An 18,145-nucleotide genomic window follows, 5' to 3' on the forward strand; every position below is an offset into this window, starting at 1 on the left:
CGCCTCCCGTCCGGAGAAGGCGGCCTATGTAACTCGGCGTTCCTCGCAAAGCGCCAGCACCTGGGCGAACGGCCACTCGGTCAGGGTGCCGAAGAGCTTGTGCCCATTGAGCTTCGCCTTGGAAAGCGCGGGGCTGCTCAGGCCACAGAGGAAGCGCGCCGCCTGTCTTGGGTGGCCCAGCGCGTCCGGGTGCTTCGTGACGAGGGACTGGAACGCGGCCGCATCCAGTTGTTCACGCAGGTCCGGCCGGGGATGCGGCGGTGGCAGCACGCGGGCCACGCTGGTGCGGCAGAACGTGCAGTGTCCGCACGGCGCTTCGCGCTGCTCACCGAAGTGGGCCACCAGAGCGTTGCTCTGGCACCCGTCATGCGTGACGAGCTTGAGCACCTCCCGCACCCGTGACATCTCCTGCGCCTCGCGCTTCTGGAAGCGCTCCTGCAACAGGGACACGAGCGCCTGCGCGTCCTCGTGCTCGCGCAGCCGGGTGTAGCGTTGGCGGGGCTCGGCCACCTGCGTCTCGGCGTAGCCCTGCTCCTGGAAGTAGTCGAGCGCCTTCACGATGCGGTCGCGCGGCTGTCCCATCGCCTTTGAAATCTCGGCGGGATCGAACGTGTACCAGGTGCGTCCCTTCTTCGCGTGCGCGAACAGGTCCTTCACGAAGCGCGCGCGCTCGCCCTGGAACTTCCCGATGAGCGCTTCCAACGTGCCCACCGGCTGCACCTTGTAGCCCGCGTAGAACGGCGTGCCCTGCCGCAGCACGCCCTCCAGTTCCAGGTATGTCAGCGCCGTGCGCAGCACCAGCGGGCGCAGGTCGTGGCGGTTGCCCAGTGCATACATGTCCAGGTGCAGTTCAGGCCCGGCGGCCAGGAGGCCCGTCACCAGGCTCTCCAGCGCTTCAGGCAGCGGCGTGTCCCCGAGCGCGAAGTTCTCCAGCGTGGGCACATCGTCCGGGCACACCAGCAACTCCACCACCGACGGTTTGCCGTCACGTCCCGCGCGGCCAATCTCCTGGCTGTAGCTCTCCAGGCCCTTGGGCAGGTTGTAGTGATACACGGCGCGCACGTCCGCCTTGTCGATGCCCATCCCGAACGCGATGGTCGCCACGACGATGCCCTTCGCGGAGTGGGTCCATGACTCCTGCACCCGCTCGCGATCCTCCGACTCCAGACCCGCGTGGTAGGCGCTCGCGGGCAGGCCTGCCGCGGACAGGAGCGCCGCGATGCGCTCGGCGGTCTTCTGCAGCGTGACGTAGACGATGGTGGAGCCGGGCGGGCGGGACTTCAGCCGCTCTACCAGCAGCGCGTCGCGCGCCTCGATGCCCGTGGGCGTCGTCTCCAGCGTGAGGTTGCCCCGGTAGAAGCCGGTGACGATCGCGTTCTGTTCCGGGATGCCGAAACCCTCGCAGATGTCGTGCACCACCTGAGGTGTCGCGGTGGCGGTGAGCGCCAGGATGCGCTCGGCGTTCAACGTCCGCGCCGCCTGCGCGAGCTTGAGGTAGTCCGGACGGAAGTTGTGGCCCCACTCGGAGACACAGTGCGCTTCATCCACCGCGAACAATGAGATGGGGAGTTCGCTCAGCAGGCCCATGAAGCGCTCGTTGTTGAAGCGCTCCGGGGCCACGTAGAGCAGCTTGAGCGACCCATCGCGCAGGGACTCCGTCACCTCGCGCGACTCCTCCAACGACAGGGACGAGTCCAACCGTGCCGCGCGGATGCCCTTGCGGCCCAGCGCGTCGATTTGATCCTTCATCAACGCGATGAGCGGTGACACCACCACCGTGAGTCCTTCGAGCAGCAGCGCGGGGAGCTGGTAGCACAGCGACTTGCCACCGCCCGTGGGGAACACCGCGAGCGCGGAGCCCTGGGGTTTCAAGAGGGCCGTGAGCACCTCGCGCTGTCCGGGCCGGAATGAATCCAGACCGAAGCGCTCCCGCAACACGACGTCCATCGCATCCTCCCGCATGTCCCGCCCTTCCCTGTTCGCGTGAGGATATCCCACCCGCCCCTGTAGCCCTCCGGATCCCTGGCTCTGGCGCCTTCCCGAAGGCTTCCCATGTCATCGCACAAGCTCACCCACCGCGGGGCTTCACGGATCGGCTTCGTACTCGCTTCCTCCCTGGCCGGCGCAACGGACCAGGCCTTGTCCAAGACGCTCGCGCCCTCCGACACGACGGGAGCGGTCAAGCGCGGACACAGCCTCTATGATGCGGCCCGCATGCCGATCCGGGCTCCCAACGCGCCACCGTCCGCGCACGGCCTCTCCGCCCAAGCGGTCGCCGAATTGCTGTGCCATGGGAGCGCGTCCAACACGCCCCTGTTGCCGGGAGCGGAGTCACTGGAGGTGACGCTGCCGCGCATGACCCGGCCGGCGCACACGCGTGAAGACGAGGACGCGCTGGCGGATCGGCTGCTGGCCATCTGGTCCGACACCGTGCGGGCCCACGTGGAGGCCGGCACGCATGAGGTCAGCCTGAGCGGCGGGGTGGACAGCGCGGCCCTGTGCGCGATGGTCGCGCGCCATGCCCACGGCCAGGTGCGCGCGTGGACCATGGATGTGCACTTCGCGGACGCGGTGGAGCGCGGCAACGCACGGCGGATGGCGAAGGTGACGGGCGCGGAGCTGGTGGACGTGCTCATCCCGGACGCCGTGCTACCGGACCTGTTCGAGCGCGCGGTCCTCGCCAACCAGGCCGTCATCCTCAACGCCCGCGCCGTGGCGAGCTTCGTGTTCTACCTGGAGGCCCACCAGTTGGGCGCGGGTCCCGTCCTCCTGAGCGGCGCGGGCGCGGATGAAGTCCTCCAGGGCACCCCGGGCGCGATGGCCTCCGCGAAGACCCGCGTGGATGAAGACCGGGCCCTGGCCGTGGAGGTCCTGAGGCACGACGCCCTGGCGGTTGTGGACAACTTGCGGGCGTCGCTCCGGGGCGGCTCGCGCGATCATGAGGACACCCTCCGAGCCCCCCGGGGGGCTGTGGACAACTCGGGAACGCCTCTGGGCACAGCGGGGGCCCGCGATCAGGAACCGGGAGCCCGCGGGGAGTCGTCCACCTTAGAAACCGGGCTCACCCCCTCTGGAACCCGGGGTCGCGATCAAACAGCGAGCCCTCGTGGCAATCACCAGCCTGTGGACAACTTGAGGGGTGTTTCCGAGCGCGTGAACAGCGATCACGCACCGGCATCCCCCCCTGTGGACAACCTGGGGGCCGTGCTCGCGGCGCTGCCTGCTCCGTGGGATCTGCCGCCGGGGGACGCCTCCGCCTCCGGAGAGCTGCGCTACGCCGAATGGGTGCTGCGGGAGCTCATCCTCCCGCCTGAACTGCGAGGCGCGCGGGCCCACGGCCTCACGGTCCGCACGCCGTACCTGGACCCGGGCTTCGCGCGGGTGGCGCTCGCGCTGCCGGAGTCCGTGCTGATGCGGGACGGGTTCGGCAAATGGCTGTTCCGGCACGCGGTGCGCTCGCTCGTGCCCGACGAGGTGCGCCTCGCGCGCAAGACGCCCCGATATGGCCACACGGCGCTCTCCAGTCCGGTGCGGACACGCTGGCTGGAGCTGTACCGCGCCTGGCTCACCCCCGAGCGCCTGGAACCCCTCCAGGTCATCGACCCCGGGGCCGTCTCCCGGCTGCTGGAGCGCTACACACGGCTGTCGCCCGAGGACGCGCAGGCAGGGGTGATGGATCGGTTGTTGATGCGACTCGTGTCCCTGGCCATGCTCCAGGCCCACACCGAGGCGCATCCACCATGTCCCGAATCCTGATCGCCACCTCGCCCGAGAAGGGCCACGTGAACCCGATGGTCGGGGTGGCCCAATGGCTGCGCCTGTTGGGGCACACCGTCGGCTGGCTGTGCATCCCCGAACCGACGCCTCAGCTCGACGGGCTGGGCGTGGAAATCCTCCACCTGCCCCACCGCGAAGCGCAGCCCCCTGGCATCGAGACCGGTGGCGAAGCCCTGGCGAAGCTGGTGCTGGACGATGTGGCGCTGGGCAAGTGGATCCGTGGCCTGCTGCTGGACGCGGCCCCCGCGCTCCTGGAGCCGGTGCGCGAGGTGGTGCGCGCCTTCCGTCCCGACGTGATGGCCCTGGACGGGATGCAGTATGCGGCGGTGCTCGCGGCGCACACGGAGGGCATCCCGTGGGCGGGCGTGTCCTCCGCGCTCACGCTGCTGGAGCCCCGGCCGGACATCCCCCTGCTGCGCAACGTGGGCGCGCTCAAGGAGGACCGGCAGGCCCTGTTCCAGAGGCACGGCTTCGACGCGCGCTTCCGCACCTGTGAATGCCTGTCACCCCGGCTCAACGTCATCTTCGCCACCGAGGCCTTCCTGGGCCCGGACGCCGGAGTGCCGCCGAACACGCTGCTCGTCGGACCGTCGGCTCCACCCGAACCCCGGGGCGACGAGGTGCCGTTCCCCTGGGAGCGCCTGGGCGACAAGCCCGTGCTGTACGTGTCCTTCGGCAGCCAGATCTCCTATCAGCCGGAGCTGTTCCGCCTCATCGCGGAGGCTTCGCAGCCCTTCGGAGTGACGCTGGTGTTGTGCGCGGGCGAGCTGGCCGACACGGACTTCCCGAACACGCTGCCCGGTGACGTGGTGGCGGTGCCGTACACGCCGCAGCGACAGGTGCTGGAGCGCGCGGCCGCGTTCATCTCCCACGGAGGCGCCAACTCCGTGATGGAGGCGATGACCGCGGGGGTGCCGATGCTGCTGCTGCCGGTGTGCAACGACCAGCCCGTGCAGGCACACTTCCTGGAGAAGTCCGGAGCGGGGCTCGCCAGGAACCCGAGGCACCTCACGGTGGAGACATGCCGGGAAGCCATTGCCCAGCTCCTCGCGCCCGCGTCACCGATGCGCGAGCGGGTGGCGGAGATCTCCCGGTCCTACCGGGCCCACGACGGCGCCAGGACCGCCGCCGAACGCATCGCCGGACTCGTCGCGTGACGTCCGTGCGTTGGAGTCCGAGCAGGCACCATCCTCCGGGCATCACCCCGCTGGAGGTGTGGAACCTGCCCGTGTTCGGCCGGGAGTTGTGGGAGGTGCTGGGCTCGCCGTGGGTGGAGGAGGACCGGCGCGCCGGAGTGGCCGGCACCGCGCTCACGGCGCGCATGATGCCGCCCCTGGCCGAGGCGCTCGCACTGTTGGTGGCCCGGCACGTCCCGGATGCGGCGTATTTGAGTGGAGGACTGGCGGAGCTGGACGGCTTCCAGGCCGCGTTGAACGAAGCCACGGCCGCCTTGCCCTGCCCGGTTTACATCGCGCCGACGCCACGCTTCGCACCCGTGCACGCGGGCCTGCGCATGCTGGAGGCGCAGGGCTTCCACGCACCCGTCTGCGTGGACGTGGGCCAGACCAGCATCAAGTGCGCGAGGCATGGGGTGACGCGCGTCTTCGAACGGGACCTGTCCCACCTGCCACCGCTGTTCATCGGACAGCCGCGTCCCGAGGACGGCCATCACATCCGCGACATCGTCGCGTTCATCGCGGGCGCGCTGAGCACGTTCCTGGCGGAGGACGCACGGACCGCTCCGGACGCGCTTTGTCTCGCATTGCCATGTCCGCTGGATGAGGACCTGATGCCAGGAGGCTGCACCTACGGCTTCGAGGGCGCGGCGTCACTCGTGCCGGACATCCTCGCCCGCGCCGGATTGCCGGACACAGGAGGCCCGGTGTTCGTGCTCAATGACGCGGAGCTGGCGGCCGAATCCGCCCGGCGCGACGCCCGGGTCACCGGGCAGCGGGTGCTGTGCATGTCCCTGGGCTTCGGCCCGGGGGGAGCCCTGCTCGACCGGGGGTGACGTGACACGTGGGTGGGGGAGCCTGGTAGCCTGGTCGAAGACCCGCTCCCATGCCCTCCAACAACGACCAGGCCATCCGGTTGGCTGCCTTCAAAGCCCTGGAGCGATTGGTGAAGCGACACGGCGATGTGCTGCCCTGGGAGCACATCCAGGAAGGCTTCATGCTCCACGGCGAGCAGCACCTGTTCGCCAACCGGACGCGCGGCATATTCTGGCCCCGGCAGATGCAGGAGACCGCGCTGTCCATCAAGACCACCGTGCCGCGCGGCTCACGGGTGGCTCGGTACGACGATGACAACGTGGCCTCGGATGGGGCCTTCCTCTACAAGTTCCAGGGCACGGACGTGGAGGCCCGCGACAACCGCCGGCTCGTGCGCGCGCAGCAACTGGACGCGCCCCTCATCTACTTCTACGGCATCGAGCCCGGCCTGTATCAGCCGCTCTGGCCCGTCTACATCTCCGAGGTGAACCTCGCCTCGCATTCCTTCCACGTCATGGTGTCCGCGCCCGAAACGGTGAAGCAGTTCCAATCCACCTCGCACGCGGCGGACGCGCAGATGCGCGCGGTGGAGCGCCGCTACACGACGGTGCAGACCAAGAAGCGCCTGCACCAGGCCGCCTTCCGACGGCACGTCCTGCGCGCCTACGAAGAGCGCTGCGCGGTGTGCGGCTTTCCTCGCACGGAGCTGCTGGACGCAGCCCATATCCTTCCCGACCACGACGTCCGAGGCCACGCGGAGGTCCCCAATGGACTGGCGCTTTGCCGACTCCACCACGGCGCCTTCGACACGAATCTGATGGGCTTCCGTCCGGACGGCATCATCGAACTGGCCCCCAGCCTGCTTGCCACCCATGACGGGCCAACGCTCGAACACGCGCTGAAGGGCTTCGTCGGCAAGTCCCTCCAGACGCCCCGCTCCAACGAACTGCGTCCCAAGAAGCTCTACCTGGAAGAGCGCTACGAGCGCTTCCGCAAGGTGGGCTGAAGACCCCTGCCCGAAGCACCGGGCACACGAACGACCCAGGTCGAATGGAGGGGCCGCCTACCCGAATGGGCAGGTCTCCGTCCTGCCCGGTTCGCCGATGTGGCGCGCCTTCGAGCCTTTTAGTTTCAAGCTCGAAAGGAACACCCCATGTCCACCGACGCCCTCCAATCCCTCTCGCAGTCCATCGCCACCGTCGTCGAGCGCATCGCCCCCTCCATCGTCCGCGTCGAGGCCCGCCGTCGCCGGGGCGCTAGCGGCATCGTCTGGGATGCCGACGGTCACATCCTCACCACCAGCCACGCCGTCGAACACGAAGGCTCCATCCAGGTGGGCCTCGCGGACGGTCGCTCGGTCTCCGCCGAGCTCATCGGCCGCGACCCGAGCACCGACCTGGCGCTCCTCAAGGCCGACACCACCGGCCTCACCGCGCTCGCGCCCACGCCGCTCGATGGCGTGAAGGTCGGCAACGTGGTGCTGGCCATCGGCCGTCCGGGGCGCACCGCTCGGGCGACGCTGGGCATCGTCAGCGCGTTCGGCGGCGACTGGCGCACGCACGCGGGCGGGCAGGTGGACCGCTACCTGGAGACGGACGCCGACCTGCCGCCCGGCTTCTCGGGTGGCGCGCTGGTGGATGCGCAGGGCCGCTTCCTCGGTATCCCCACGGCGGCCTTCTCCCGCACCGCCGCGGTCACCATCCCCGGCGACACACTGACGCGCGTGGCGAACTCGCTGCGCGAGCACGGTGGCATCCGCCGGGGCTACCTGGGCGTGGGCGCCTACCCCGTGCGCCTGCCTCGGGAAATCGACGGCACCAAGGCGGGACTCATCCTGCTGTCGGTGGATCCGGAAGGGCCCGCGCAGAAGGCCGGGCTGCTGCTGGGCGACGTGCTGGTGAGCCTGGGCGGCCAGTCGCTGCACGGCGTGGAGGACCTGCTGGGCTACCTGGGCGACGAGAAGGTGGGCACGTCCATCCAGGCGAAGGTGCTGCGCGCGGGCGAGCTGCGCGAGGTCCCCGTCACCGTGGGCAAGCGTTCATGAAAGGAGCCGGCCATGAAACTGTTGCAGCAGCTCTCCGATGACCTGGAGTCCCTCGTCGCTGGCGCCGCGCCAGCGGTGGTGGGCGTGGAGCACGCGCGGGGCCACGGCACCGGCCTGTTCCTCACGCCCGACGGCTACGTGCTCACCAACCGGCACGTGGTGATGCGCACGCCCAAGCGACTCGTCGTGCAGCTCAACAACGGCGAGGAGCGCCGGGCCACGCTGGTGGGCGGGGATGCGCCCACCGACCTCGCGGTGGTGCGCGCGGAGGGCGACGACTTCCCCACGCTGCCGCTCGCGGATCCGGAGACGGTGAAGGTGGGCCAGCTCGTGATGGCCATTGGCAATCCCTTCCGTCTGGAGCAGTCCGTGTCCCTGGGCGTGGTGAGCGCCATCAACCGCTCCATCAACCTGCCCGACGGCGTCGTCCTGGAAGGCATGCTCCAGACGGACGCGGCCATCAACCCGGGCAACTCCGGCGGGCCGCTGCTGGACACGCGTGGACGCGTGGTGGGGCTCAACACGCTGGTGCTGCCGTACGCGCAGGGCATCGGCTTCGCGGTGAGCGCGACCACGGCGGCATGGGTCGCGAGCCTGCTCATCCAACGCGGCCGGGTGGACCGGAAGTTCCTGGGCATCGCCGCCACGGCGGTGAACCTGGAGCCCGCGCTCGCTCGCGACACGGGACAGCCCCGGGCCGTGCGCGTGCTGAAGGTGCAGGAGGGCACGCCCGCCGATGATGCGGGGCTTCAGCCCGACGACCTGCTGCTCGGCATCAACAGCCGGCCCGTCAACAGCGTGGACGACCTGCAACGGCTGATGGCGCTCGCCAACGACGAAGAGGTGCACCTGGACGTGCTGCGCAAGGGCCGCCGCAAGGGCGTCTCCGCCCGCGCACGCAAGCGCGTCGAACCCGTGGCGGCGTGACCCTGGCAGGCCCCGGTTCCACCGTGCGCGCGCCCGCATGGAAGGAAACCGGGGCCGCCACGGTGGGGCTGGGCGATGATGGGGCGCAGGCCATGACATCGGAACTGAACGCACGCATCGAGCGCGAGGGCTTCGCCATCCTCCCCCATGGCATCTCCACCGAAACGGTGGAGGCCCTGCTCCAGGCACTGCATCCGGTCAGCGCCGGTGCGACCCCGCAGCGTCGTGGAGGCGTGCGCAACCTGCTGGAGGACGTGCCCGCCGTTCGTGAACTGGCTCGCGCGGCCCCCGTGCGCGAAGCGGCGGAGGCCGTCCTGGGCTCCCACTGTTTCGCGGTGCGAGGGCTGCTGTTCGACAAGACCCCGGACGCGAACTGGAAGGTCCTCTGGCACCAGGACCTCACCATCGCCGTGCGCGAGCGATGCGACGTGCCCGGCTTCGGCTCCTGGTCGGAGAAGGCCGGTGTGCCCTGCGTGCAGCCGCCCACGGAGGTGCTGGAGGACATGGTCGCCGTGCGCGTGCACCTGGACGACTGCGGCGAGGACAACGGCCCGGTGCGGATCCTCGCGGGCTCGCACCGGGAGGGACGTCTGTCCGCGGCGCTCATCCCAAGCTGGCTCGAACGCACGGAGCCCCAGGACTGCGTGGTGCCCCGGGGCGGCCTGCTGGTGATGCGTCCCCTGCTGCTGCACGCATCCTCACCGGCCCGCGTCCCCGCGCACCGCCGGGTCATCCACCTGGAGTTCGCCACGCGTGCCCTGCCCGGCGGACTCGAATGGCACGCGCGAGCCTGAAGCTCACGGCCACGTCAGCATCAGCCCGATTCCATTGGGAGGGCAGCTTCAAGGGTGACTCTCGGTTCTGGTTCCCGGCCAGGAGTCCAACACCCTCACAGTGGCACCCAGTCATCCTACGCGCCTCGGCTGCAAGCACCTACCGCTCGGGGCTGCCGCGAATGCGCCGTCGCCGGCTCTTCGCAAGCGCCGCGAGAATCGCCGCGCGTCGCTGACGCTTGTCCTCGCCGAGCGACTCCGTATCCTCCCTCTGCGGAAACATCAGCGTCACAGTGCCGCCGAACGGCGCGAACACGCGCTTCAAGGTCTCAAGCGTCGGGTTCGCGTGTGGGTCATCCTCGAGCTTGGCAACGGCGCGCTCCGAAAGCTTCACCACCTGCGCGAAAGCCTGACGATCGAGCCCGAGGACAGCACTGCGCAGGATGCGCGCGGCATCACCGATTCGAAGCTCCCCAGCCATGATCATGGCGGCGATCTCGTCGAGGAGCGCCTTCCGCTCCAGCGGCCGCATGCGCGCGACGTCCTCTCGATTCACAGCAGCGTCCATTCGCGGAGCTTCTGCTCCGTGCTCAGGAGACCGATGCTCGGAAAGCGAAGTGTCTCCTCCGGAAGACCGAATTTCATCAACAGCTCGGGAACGTCTGGGAGCCGAATAGCGAGCTCACGCAGCCCCGCGCGAAGGAACTCCTCATCCGCCCCGAAGCTCTTCAGCAGCGCTGGCCAGTCGATCGTTCCGCCTGCCTCGAAGGTGTCCCACCTCGTCGTCCGGGTTATCCCTTCCGAGTCCATTTTCATCGGTGCGAAGTCGTAGACAGGCGCGAGCCGGACGGCGCTGTCCGTCTTGAGCAGTGCCATGTTCCGACCGTGGTTATCGGAGTTGCCGAAGACGAGGTTGAGCAGATCTCGCTTGAGGTACTCAAGCTGCACGTCGCGCCATTCCTGTGGCTTCATGACATCGCGCAGCGCCTCCATGACCTTCTGGTGCGTGAGGTAGGTGCCGGGCTCGCTTCCGACGAGCGAGTAGATGGACTCCAAGCTCCACCGGAGCTCTCGCCCGTCGCGCCAGGCTACGTCGAACCGTGGCAGCCACAGGCTGGGACCCGATGGGCCCTCTTCCAGTGACATCTCGTCCGTGGGAATGGTGTCGACCCCCAACTCCGCCAGCGCGCGGTAGTACGCGTACTCGGAACGAAGAATGTTCCGGTCGCGTTCGCTTGGACCTCTGGCGAATTTGACAAGGTAGTGTCGGTCCGGGTTTGTCGGCTCGTCTTGCCAGACGTCGATCCACACTTGCTGCGAAGCGTCCTGTCGGACGAGGAGCTTCGGCGCATCGCCGCCGGCACCGGTTGCACCTCCAACCTGGGCACCCACGTCCGCCGCATAGTCGAGGAACCCATGTTCACGGTCGATAACAGCTTGCCGTGAGAACCGGCGAGGCGGCGCTTCCTTGGAAGGTACCGCTTGCTCAATGCGGAGATTCCCCACGGGAGCGATCGTCCCACGGCGCAACACCTCCAGCTCACTCGCGCTCTCGGCGCGCAGGCCGAGCCGCCGCCGCCACCATCGGAGAGCGCTGCCCATCGGACGGATATCGTCGAGGAAGCTGGGCCAGCGGTGTCCGCAACTGGGACCGAACATCACCGGGAGCCGCAGACTCACGGACGTGAGCGGGACATCTTTGCCGATCCACCGAGTGAGATAGTCGAAGTCGTACTCGAAGTTGCAGGCGCCCGCTGACCCCTTGGCGGGTTCGAGGAACTCAAGAACTGCGGCACGGTGCCAGACTCCGTCAATCAGGGCTTGAAGAGTCAGATCCATCTAAATGCACTAAAATGCAGGATGTACCCCAAGAATGCCAGCCTCTATGCACTCGAATGCAATATAGGCCTAAATTGCATTCTCCAAATGCACTAAAATGCAGGAGTCTCCAGAGCAACGAGTGCCCCCGCGCAGGGGCGCACATCAGCGCCCAGGCACACACCCCAGCACATGGCAGGCTCTTTCCCCATCCCCGGAGGTGCTCCGAGTCCTTGCGCGATCCGCGCTCCCACAGAACCCCTCCGAACGTGAGGTAGCCCGCGTCTCGCCCTTGTTCGCGAAGTGTCCCGCCACGCCCGTGCCGCTGGGAACAGCAGCACCAGGACACAGCAGGAGCGCACGAGGCGGGCGGAAGCCATGGCGCCACTCCAGGGAGCCTCTCCCTGGCGTCATGCTCGAGCGCGCCGCCGCGTGCACCGGTCAACGCTACCGGTCGCCGTCGTCGCTGAGCGGCGGTGCTTCGCGCGCGGGCTCCGTGCCCTTCTGCGCGCCGTAGCCTCCAATGCCCTTCTGGAGGATGCGGTCCTCGCCCACGTCCTCATCCGTCACGTCGCCCCGTTCGGTGCCCGGGCGTTGATGTCTGGCTTCGCGCTCCAGTTCTTCAGGGCTCTTCGTGTCCGTGCGCTCGGTGCCCTTCACGGGCGTGCCCTTGTTGCTGGCCATGATCGCGTCTCCTGTCCGGGAGTCGTGCTCCCACAACAAGGTCCGGCGCCGCGAGGTCCGCGACAAGGCCACCCCGCGCCGTCCACTCGGCGCACCGGCCGGCCCCTCGAAAGCCGTGGGCATCGGCACGCCGGCGCGGACCGGGCTACCATCCCCGCAAGGCCTCCTGCCCTGCCTTCCCGGAGTGACGCCCATGAACGACCCGGCCTCTATCGCCAACTCCCAGGCGGACGCCGTCCCCGCGGGCTGTCCCTTCAAGGCTCACGGCGCACGCCCCGACACCCGCGTCCCCGGGCCCGTCTACCGCAAGCCTTTCTGGAAGCCGCGCCTGTCCGAGGTGCGCCGTGAGATTGCCTCCCTGGACGCACGGCGTGACTGCCAGCGCATCGTGCACCTGCTGACCAATTACGAGTTCCCGTTCGACATGCAGCGGGCGAACGAGATCGCCCTCTTCCACACCTTCGGCAGCCGCTCCGTCTCCACCCTGTTGGATCGCACGGGCGAGTTCAGCAAGCGCGGCCAGAAGCGCTACGACGACACCCGGCTGCTGATTGCCCAGTACATGGAATGCGGCTGGGACGTGGAGGCCGGGCGTCTCTCCCTGGAGCAGATGAATCACATCCACTCCTTCTTCCGCATCCCGAACGAGGACTTCCTCTTCGTGCTGTGGACCTTCATCGACTTCCCCATCCAGTGGATGGACGACTTCGGCTGGCGAGCCTTCACCGCCCATGAGCGCGAAGCCTGGTTCCATTACTGGTGTGAGATTGGCCGCCGCATGGGCCTGAAGGACATCCCGGAGGACCGGGCTGCCTTCGACGCCTACGTCCGCGACTACGAGGCCCGCGAGTTCGTGCCCAGTGAGGCCAGTCACCGCGTCGCCCAGGCCACCGTGGACATCCTCGCAGGCTGGGTGCCGCGCCCCCTGCGCCCGCTGGTGCCGCCCATCAGCCTCGGGCTGGTCCCCCCGCGCCTGCTGCCCGCCATCCAGTTCGAGGCCCCACCCGCCTGGGTGACAGGCCTGACGCGCGCGGCCCTCAAGCTGCGCAAGCACGTCAAACGCTACGTGTCGCTGGAGCGCTACCCGACGCCCATCGAGGGCAGCCTCAACCGCACCTACCCGGGCAACACCTACGGCATCGAACACCTGGGCCCGGAGTACGCCCACCGGGACGCGAAATGAAGAAGGCCCGCGTCCCCCACGGGGACACGGGCCTCATTCACGTCACGGAAGCGGGACGGCTCAGCTCTTGTACTTCACCGAGCAGCCGTACGGCTCGGAGGTCGCGGTCGGCACCTGCTGGCCACCGAGCACCGCGTCCACCGCGGTCTTCACGTAGTTGGTCGTCGCGCCCTTGCCGCGCGCGTCGTCGTCAATGGCGCCCGCGTAGCGCACCACGCCCTCACCGTCGATGACGTACATGTGCGGCGTCGTCTTCGCGGCGTAGCTCTTGCCCACCTTGCCGTCCGTGTCGACGAGCACCGGCTGCGTGAAGCCCTCCTTCTTCTTCCAGTCCGCCGCGAACTTCGCGTTGTGCGACGCGGTGGAGTCCACCGTCAGCCACACCACCTTCTTCGCATCGAAGCCCTTCTGCGTCGTCTGCATCGTCTTCGCCTCGTAGTGCCGCTTCACGAACGGGCACTCCGAGTTCGTCCACTCCAGCACTACGACCTTGCCCTTGTAGTCCGCTAGGTTGTGCGTCTTGCCAGCTTCGTCCTTGAGCGTGAACGCCGGAGCGGGCTTGCCCACCTCCGCGGTGTCGGCGGCCAGAACGGGAGCCCCGACGAAAGCCACGGTGAGCGCGACTGCCTTGAAGAACGGATTCATGACGGAACCTCCAGAGAGTTGAACGCTGCGCATCCACATCACTGCCACCACTTCATTCCCAGACACCCGGACACTCAGGGCCGGGAGCACACCACCGAGCCGGCCTTCAACGGCGACTCGCACCCATCCGCGCGCTGCACCGCCTGGATGACGCTGTCGGCGGTGAGCAATTCATTGAGCACCTCGGGCTTGTCCGGCGAGCCCGGGCTCAGCACCAGGTACATGGGCACGCCCGCGCGGCCATGCGCCGCCAGCTTCGTGGTGATGCGCGCATCCCGGCGCGTCCAGTCCGCCACGAAGAAGGCCACGTTGTGCTTCATGAACGCCTGCCGCACGTCCTCGCGCGACAGCACGGTGCGCTCGTTGAACTTGCACGTCAGGCACCAGTCCGCCGTGAAGTCCACGAACACCGGCTGCCCCGCCGCCAGCGCCGCGGCCACCGCCGCCTCGTCCCACGGCTGCGAACCTCCGTGTGACGCCGTCGCGCCGCGCGTCTCCACCGACGCCTGCGCCTCGTCGAAGCGCAGCGCCACCGTGCCCGCGCCCACCAGCGTCAACACCGCCAGGCCCACCGTCACGCCCCGGCGTCCGCCCTCCAGCCCCTGCGACTGGCCATACAGCCACGTGCCCAGACCCACCGCGACGAGGAACGCGAGCAGCCGCCCCATCCCGTCCACGCCCGCGAGCCCGCCCATCACCCACACCAGCCACACCGTGGTGCCGAGCAGCGCGAAGCCCAGGAACTGCTTGCCGCGCTCCATCCACATGCCCGGCTTCGGCAGCCGCTGCGCGAGCCCCGGCACCAGCACCAGCACGCAGAAGGGCAGCGCCAGGCCCAACCCCAGCGCCAGGAACACCGCCACCACCGTGGCAGGGCCCGCCGCGAAGGCGAAGCCCACCGCCGTGCCCAACAGCGGCGCCGAACACGGAGTGGCCAGCACCACCGCGAGCACACCCTCGCCCGCGCTGCGCATCAGGCCGTGGCTCTGATCCACCTTGCCCGCCAGCGCCGTGCCGTCCGCGCCCAGCGTGTACACGCCGAAGAGGTTCAGCGCGAACGCCACCAGGATGGCGCTCACCGCCGCGACGAACAGCGGCTCCTGGAACTGGAAGCCCCAGCCCACGCTCGTGCCGCCCGCGCGCACCGCCAGCACCGCGACCGCCAGCAACATCATCGTCGCCAGGATGCCGCCCGCGTACGCCGCCGCGTGCGGCGCCACCCGGCCCTTCTCCTCCTGCACCATCCGCGTGAAGCCATACGCCTTGAGCGCCAGCACCGGGAACACGCACGGCATCAGGTTGAGCAGCGCGCCACCCAGGAACGCGAACACCAACGCCAGGCCCAATCCCATCGGCGACTCCGCCGCGGCCGGGGCGCTCGCCACGGCCGCGGGCTGCACCTTGCCCGCCGCGTCCTTCACCGACGGCAGCTTCAACGGCGCGGGCCCCGCCGCCACCGCTCCGTCCGCCACCACCGGCGCGAGCGGCGCATCCACGTCCACCGCCGTGAAACCCGCGGCCTGCGTGCCCAGGCGCAGCGCGCCCGTGAGCCGGGGCTCGCCCTTCGGCACCACCGACGACGCCTTGCCCTCCAGCGCGAAGCGGCCCGGCCCCGACGGCTTCAGCGCCACCGTGTCCACGCCCGCGATGCGGCCGGGCACGAAGAAGTCACCCTCCACGTTGCCCGCGAACGGCTTGCCGTCCGCCGTCGTCACGGTGAGCGTGCCGGTGAACGGCTTGCCCGCGGTGAGCGTCGTGCCGTCCAGCGCCAGGGCCACGCGCGGCGCACCCTGCGCGCCGGGGGCCGCCGGAACCTGGGCCTGCGCCGCGTCGAACAGCGGCGCGAACTCCGCGTCCGTCACCGTCTCCGGCCCCACCGGCAGCGTGCGCGACAGCACCAGCTGCGCGGGGATGCAGTGCACCTTGCACGCGAGCGCATCCACCGCCGCCGACACCGTCAGCGTGCCGGTGGCGGCTTCGGACACGTGCGCCGGGGCGAACAGCAGCACCTCGTCATGGTAGCCGTGCGTGGTGATGAAGCCGTCCGGCGTGCGGAAGGTCTGCGGGAACGGCCAGCGCAGGTCGCCCACCTTGACGCCCGGCGCATCCCACGACACCTCCGTGGCCAGCCCCGAGTCCCCCGGGTTCTTCCAGTAGACGTGCCAGTCCGGGTCCAGCTTGAGGCGCACGCCCACGCGCAGCTCGCCCCCCGCCTTCACCTGCGTGGCATCCAGGAGCAGCGCGCCTTCCAGACGCGGGTCGCCCTCGTCGGGCGCGGTGCTGCCCACGGCGGTGGCTGGCAGCGCGGCGTGCGCCACCGCCGCCAGCAGCACCATCGCCACCGCGCCCAGTCCACCGAGCCGGCTTCCAGAACTCTTGCGCCACGGATGCGTCATGCGACTCCCGTTAATCCACCTGGGAACGCCGTGCTACCTGGGATGCGTCCCCTGCGGGTCCACTCAACCTTCCAGGCAGCCGGGCATTCCTCACGCCCGCACGCCGGGCATGGCGGGAGCCCACCTCGGGTCCCGTCGCCCTCAAGTACGGCCCAGCGGACGGGAGGTTACGGCTTCTCGTCCGTCTTCCAGGGAAGGATGGCCGCGACGTTCCCGGCAGGCAGGGCGCCCCCGTTGGCCGCCACCGGCAGCGCGGGCCCGATGCGGCTCATGGTGATGCGGGACACCTCCGACTGGGCCCGGCGCACCCCCAGTGCGGACGGCTGCGCTGCCCGGCGCTCCACCGCCCGGCGCAGGTCGGCCAGCCGGTCCACGTGCCGCTGCGCGGGGACGTCCGACGCGCCCAGCCGGGCCAGCTTGTAGAGCCCCTTGTCCGCGCCCTCGAGCGCCCGCTCGGCTGCCTCCTGCTGCCGCCGGGACAGGGCCTTCCACGCGGCGGCCTCGAAGGACACCAGCTCCAGCTCCGCGGACACGGCGCGCACGAAGCGGCCCTCTTCACTGTCCGGCAACAGGCGCGTCACCGGCACGGACATCCGCCGGGTGTCGTTGTGCTCCGTGTACGAGGCCGTGACGGTGAGGTTCCACTCGCCCTTCTCCAGCACGCCCGCGAAGAGGACCCGGCGCGCGAACGCATGCGACACCGCGCCCAGCGCCGCGCTCATCGCATCGCCTTCCACGCGCGACGGATAGCGGTGGCGGCATCTCAGGTCCGCGAAGCCGGTGGGCAGCACGTACACGCGCGCGTCCGACACCACCTCCCCGAACAGCTCCGCGCCCAGCGCGCCCACCGCCAGCGGCAGCCCTTCCGCGTCGTCCACGTGCGTGAAGCCCGTGCCGGAGGGGCCCGTGAGGGCTTCTAAAATCTCTGGCAGGTAGTGCCGGCCCAGCCCCAGCGCGTGCAGCGCCACGCCGGAGTCCGTCACCCGCGTTCCCAGCACCTTGAACTCGCCCAGCGCGGTGGGGCCCACGGAGGGCTCGCCGTCAGTGAGCATCAAGAGCTGCGGACGGGCGCCCGGCACCAGCACGCGCCGCACCGCCTCCGCGCCCCGCTCCACGGCTTCGTGCAGCGCGGTGCCCTCGCCCGACTCCAGGCGGGACAGCGTCTTCAGGAAGGTCGCCTTGGCGCTCGCGTCCATCGCGCGCACGGGCAGCACCTGCTCCGCGTCCGCGTCGAAGGTGAGCAGGCCCACGTAGTCGCGGGGACCCGCGCGCTCCACCAACGCGCGCGCCGCCTCCACCGCCGCCGCCAGCGGCGCGCCCCGCATGGACGCGCTGCGGTCGATGACCAGGTTCACCGCCACCGGGGCCCGAGGCGTCTCCGCTTCAGCCTCCAGCGTCACGAGCAGCAGCACTTCGCGGCCGCCTTCCGCGTCGCGCTCCACTGCCCAGGCCGTCTGCTTCATCCCGCACTCCCGCATGGTGGATGGGGCCATCCTGCCGCGAATCCGTCGCGAAGACTCCCCTGGCCCCGGACGCCCCTGCCTGGCCCGCGTCCGTCCCGGAAGTCCTGCCGCTCGCGGACAGGATGTCGGGTTTCCGGTCGTGAAAGCAATCGCTCCGGCCGGCCATCCAGCCACCCTCCGCGCGAAGCCCGCCCCCCAGCGGCCCCCCTTCACCCGGGCCTCGGGACGAACCCCTCCCGGGTGTGGCGATCAGCGGCGCAGGACCGCGCGTGACGCCTCAGGACGCCCTGCGTCATCCACGCTTCCGGACCACCGTTCAGTGCTTTACGGATTTACTTCTGGAGCGGTCGGAGAAAGTCGACCCGCGAAAACCTGGCCCAGGAACTCGACCCTTCCAGACGAAGGGGAGCGCCGCGTCCAGCGCACTGCATCACCGCCCGGGAG

General features: G+C 69.7%; 15 protein-coding genes. 8 read left to right on the forward strand and 7 right to left on the reverse strand.

All coding sequences use genetic code 11. The features are described 5' to 3' along the window. Positions 1-24: 24 nt before the first annotated feature. Positions 25-1,947 (reverse strand): RecQ family ATP-dependent DNA helicase, encoded by a 1,923-nt coding sequence (locus OV208_RS04495; RefSeq protein ID WP_267572550.1) that lies wholly within the window; start codon positions 1,945-1,947, stop codon positions 25-27. Positions 1,948-2,214: 267 nt separating this feature from the next. On the opposite strand from OV208_RS04495, the gene OV208_RS04500 reads away from it, so the two are divergent. The 7 genes from OV208_RS04500 (at position 2,215) to OV208_RS04530 (ending at position 9,533) form a co-directional block, all read left to right on the forward strand. Beyond that, entirely contained in the window at positions 2,215-3,756 is a 1,542-nt protein-coding gene (locus OV208_RS04500; RefSeq protein WP_267572551.1) for an asparagine synthase C-terminal domain-containing protein, read from the forward strand. Then, a complete protein-coding gene (locus OV208_RS04505; RefSeq protein ID WP_267572552.1) occupies positions 3,741-4,934 on the forward strand; it encodes a glycosyltransferase in 1,194 nt (397 codons plus the stop codon). The genes OV208_RS04500 and OV208_RS04505 overlap by 16 nt, the downstream gene beginning before the upstream one ends. Next, on the forward strand, positions 4,931-5,788 hold the full coding sequence (locus OV208_RS04510; RefSeq protein WP_267572553.1) for an ROK family protein: 858 nt from the start codon (positions 4,931-4,933) through the stop codon (positions 5,786-5,788). The genes OV208_RS04505 and OV208_RS04510 overlap by 4 nt, the downstream gene beginning before the upstream one ends. A gap of 50 nt (positions 5,789-5,838) precedes the next feature. Beyond that, positions 5,839-6,774 (forward strand): HNH endonuclease, encoded by a 936-nt coding sequence (locus tag OV208_RS04515; RefSeq protein WP_267572554.1) that lies wholly within the window; start codon positions 5,839-5,841, stop codon positions 6,772-6,774. 147 nt (positions 6,775-6,921) lie between these two features. Then, positions 6,922-7,812 (forward strand): S1C family serine protease, encoded by an 891-nt coding sequence (locus OV208_RS04520; RefSeq protein ID WP_267572555.1) that lies wholly within the window; start codon positions 6,922-6,924, stop codon positions 7,810-7,812. 12 nt (positions 7,813-7,824) lie between these two features. After that, positions 7,825-8,739, forward strand: coding sequence for a S1C family serine protease (locus tag OV208_RS04525; RefSeq protein WP_267572556.1), 915 nt, complete (start codon positions 7,825-7,827; stop codon positions 8,737-8,739). A gap of 92 nt (positions 8,740-8,831) precedes the next feature. After that, a complete protein-coding gene (locus OV208_RS04530; protein ID WP_267572557.1) occupies positions 8,832-9,533 on the forward strand; it encodes a phytanoyl-CoA dioxygenase family protein in 702 nt (233 codons plus the stop codon). Between the two features lie 139 nt (positions 9,534-9,672). Here OV208_RS04530 and OV208_RS04535 read toward each other — a convergent pair whose 3' ends face one another. From OV208_RS04535 to OV208_RS04545, 3 genes are all read right to left on the reverse strand, one after another. Next, entirely contained in the window at positions 9,673-10,080 is a 408-nt protein-coding gene (locus OV208_RS04535) for a helix-turn-helix domain-containing protein (protein ID WP_267572558.1), read from the reverse strand. After that, on the reverse strand, positions 10,065-11,351 hold the full coding sequence (locus OV208_RS04540; protein ID WP_267572559.1) for a type II toxin-antitoxin system HipA family toxin: 1,287 nt from the start codon (positions 11,349-11,351) through the stop codon (positions 10,065-10,067). The genes OV208_RS04535 and OV208_RS04540 overlap by 16 nt, the downstream gene beginning before the upstream one ends. Before the next feature lie 426 nt (positions 11,352-11,777). Further along, positions 11,778-12,014 carry a hypothetical protein gene (locus OV208_RS04545; protein WP_267572560.1) on the reverse strand — a complete coding sequence of 79 codons (237 nt, stop codon included), beginning with the start codon at positions 12,012-12,014 and terminating at the stop codon, positions 11,778-11,780. 193 nt (positions 12,015-12,207) lie between these two features. On the opposite strand from OV208_RS04545, the gene OV208_RS04550 reads away from it, so the two are divergent. Continuing rightward, positions 12,208-13,197 (forward strand): oxygenase MpaB family protein, encoded by a 990-nt coding sequence (locus tag OV208_RS04550; RefSeq protein ID WP_267572561.1) that lies wholly within the window; start codon positions 12,208-12,210, stop codon positions 13,195-13,197. A 60-nt stretch (positions 13,198-13,257) separates the two neighbouring features. Here OV208_RS04550 and OV208_RS04555 read toward each other — a convergent pair whose 3' ends face one another. The 3 genes from OV208_RS04555 to OV208_RS04565 form a co-directional block, all read right to left on the reverse strand. Then, complete coding sequence (locus OV208_RS04555) at positions 13,258-13,842, reverse strand: redoxin domain-containing protein (protein WP_267572562.1); 585 nt, start codon at positions 13,840-13,842, stop codon at positions 13,258-13,260. Positions 13,843-13,916: 74 nt separating this feature from the next. Next, positions 13,917-16,238, reverse strand: a complete 2,322-nt coding sequence (locus tag OV208_RS04560) for a protein-disulfide reductase DsbD family protein (protein ID WP_267572563.1) — start codon at positions 16,236-16,238, stop codon at positions 13,917-13,919. A 167-nt stretch (positions 16,239-16,405) separates the two neighbouring features. Then, positions 16,406-17,701: a vWA domain-containing protein gene (locus OV208_RS04565; RefSeq protein WP_267572564.1), complete on the reverse strand. Its 1,296-nt coding sequence runs from the start codon at positions 17,699-17,701 to the stop codon at positions 16,406-16,408. Positions 17,702-18,145 lie beyond the last annotated feature (444 nt).

It is taken from the genome of Corallococcus sp. bb12-1, assembly GCF_026626765.1.
Lineage (GTDB): Bacteria > Myxococcota > Myxococcia > Myxococcales > Myxococcaceae > Corallococcus > Corallococcus terminator.

Excerpts from the sequence above, each read along its gene's own strand:
- OV208_RS04495 (WP_267572550.1), bottom strand. The coding sequence starts at position 1,947 with ATGGACGTCGTGTTGCGGGAGCGCTTCGGTCTGGATTCATTCCGGCCC.
- OV208_RS04500 (WP_267572551.1), top strand. The coding sequence starts at position 2,215 with ATGCCGATCCGGGCTCCCAACGCGCCACCGTCCGCGCACGGCCTCTCC.
- OV208_RS04505 (WP_267572552.1), top strand. The coding sequence starts at position 3,741 with ATGTCCCGAATCCTGATCGCCACCTCGCCCGAGAAGGGCCACGTGAAC.
- OV208_RS04520 (WP_267572555.1), top strand. The coding sequence starts at position 6,922 with ATGTCCACCGACGCCCTCCAATCCCTCTCGCAGTCCATCGCCACCGTC.
- OV208_RS04540 (WP_267572559.1), bottom strand. The coding sequence starts at position 11,351 with ATGGATCTGACTCTTCAAGCCCTGATTGACGGAGTCTGGCACCGTGCC.
- OV208_RS04560 (WP_267572563.1), bottom strand. The coding sequence starts at position 16,238 with ATGACGCATCCGTGGCGCAAGAGTTCTGGAAGCCGGCTCGGTGGACTG.
- OV208_RS04565 (WP_267572564.1), bottom strand. The coding sequence starts at position 17,701 with ATGAAGCAGACGGCCTGGGCAGTGGAGCGCGACGCGGAAGGCGGCCGC.
- OV208_RS04515 (WP_267572554.1), top strand. The coding sequence starts at position 5,839 with ATGCCCTCCAACAACGACCAGGCCATCCGGTTGGCTGCCTTCAAAGCC.
- OV208_RS04530 (WP_267572557.1), top strand. The coding sequence starts at position 8,832 with ATGACATCGGAACTGAACGCACGCATCGAGCGCGAGGGCTTCGCCATC.
- OV208_RS04545 (WP_267572560.1), bottom strand. The coding sequence starts at position 12,014 with ATGGCCAGCAACAAGGGCACGCCCGTGAAGGGCACCGAGCGCACGGAC.
- OV208_RS04535 (WP_267572558.1), bottom strand. The coding sequence starts at position 10,080 with ATGGACGCTGCTGTGAATCGAGAGGACGTCGCGCGCATGCGGCCGCTG.
- OV208_RS04550 (WP_267572561.1), top strand. The coding sequence starts at position 12,208 with ATGAACGACCCGGCCTCTATCGCCAACTCCCAGGCGGACGCCGTCCCC.
- OV208_RS04555 (WP_267572562.1), bottom strand. The coding sequence starts at position 13,842 with ATGAATCCGTTCTTCAAGGCAGTCGCGCTCACCGTGGCTTTCGTCGGG.
- OV208_RS04525 (WP_267572556.1), top strand. The coding sequence starts at position 7,825 with ATGAAACTGTTGCAGCAGCTCTCCGATGACCTGGAGTCCCTCGTCGCT.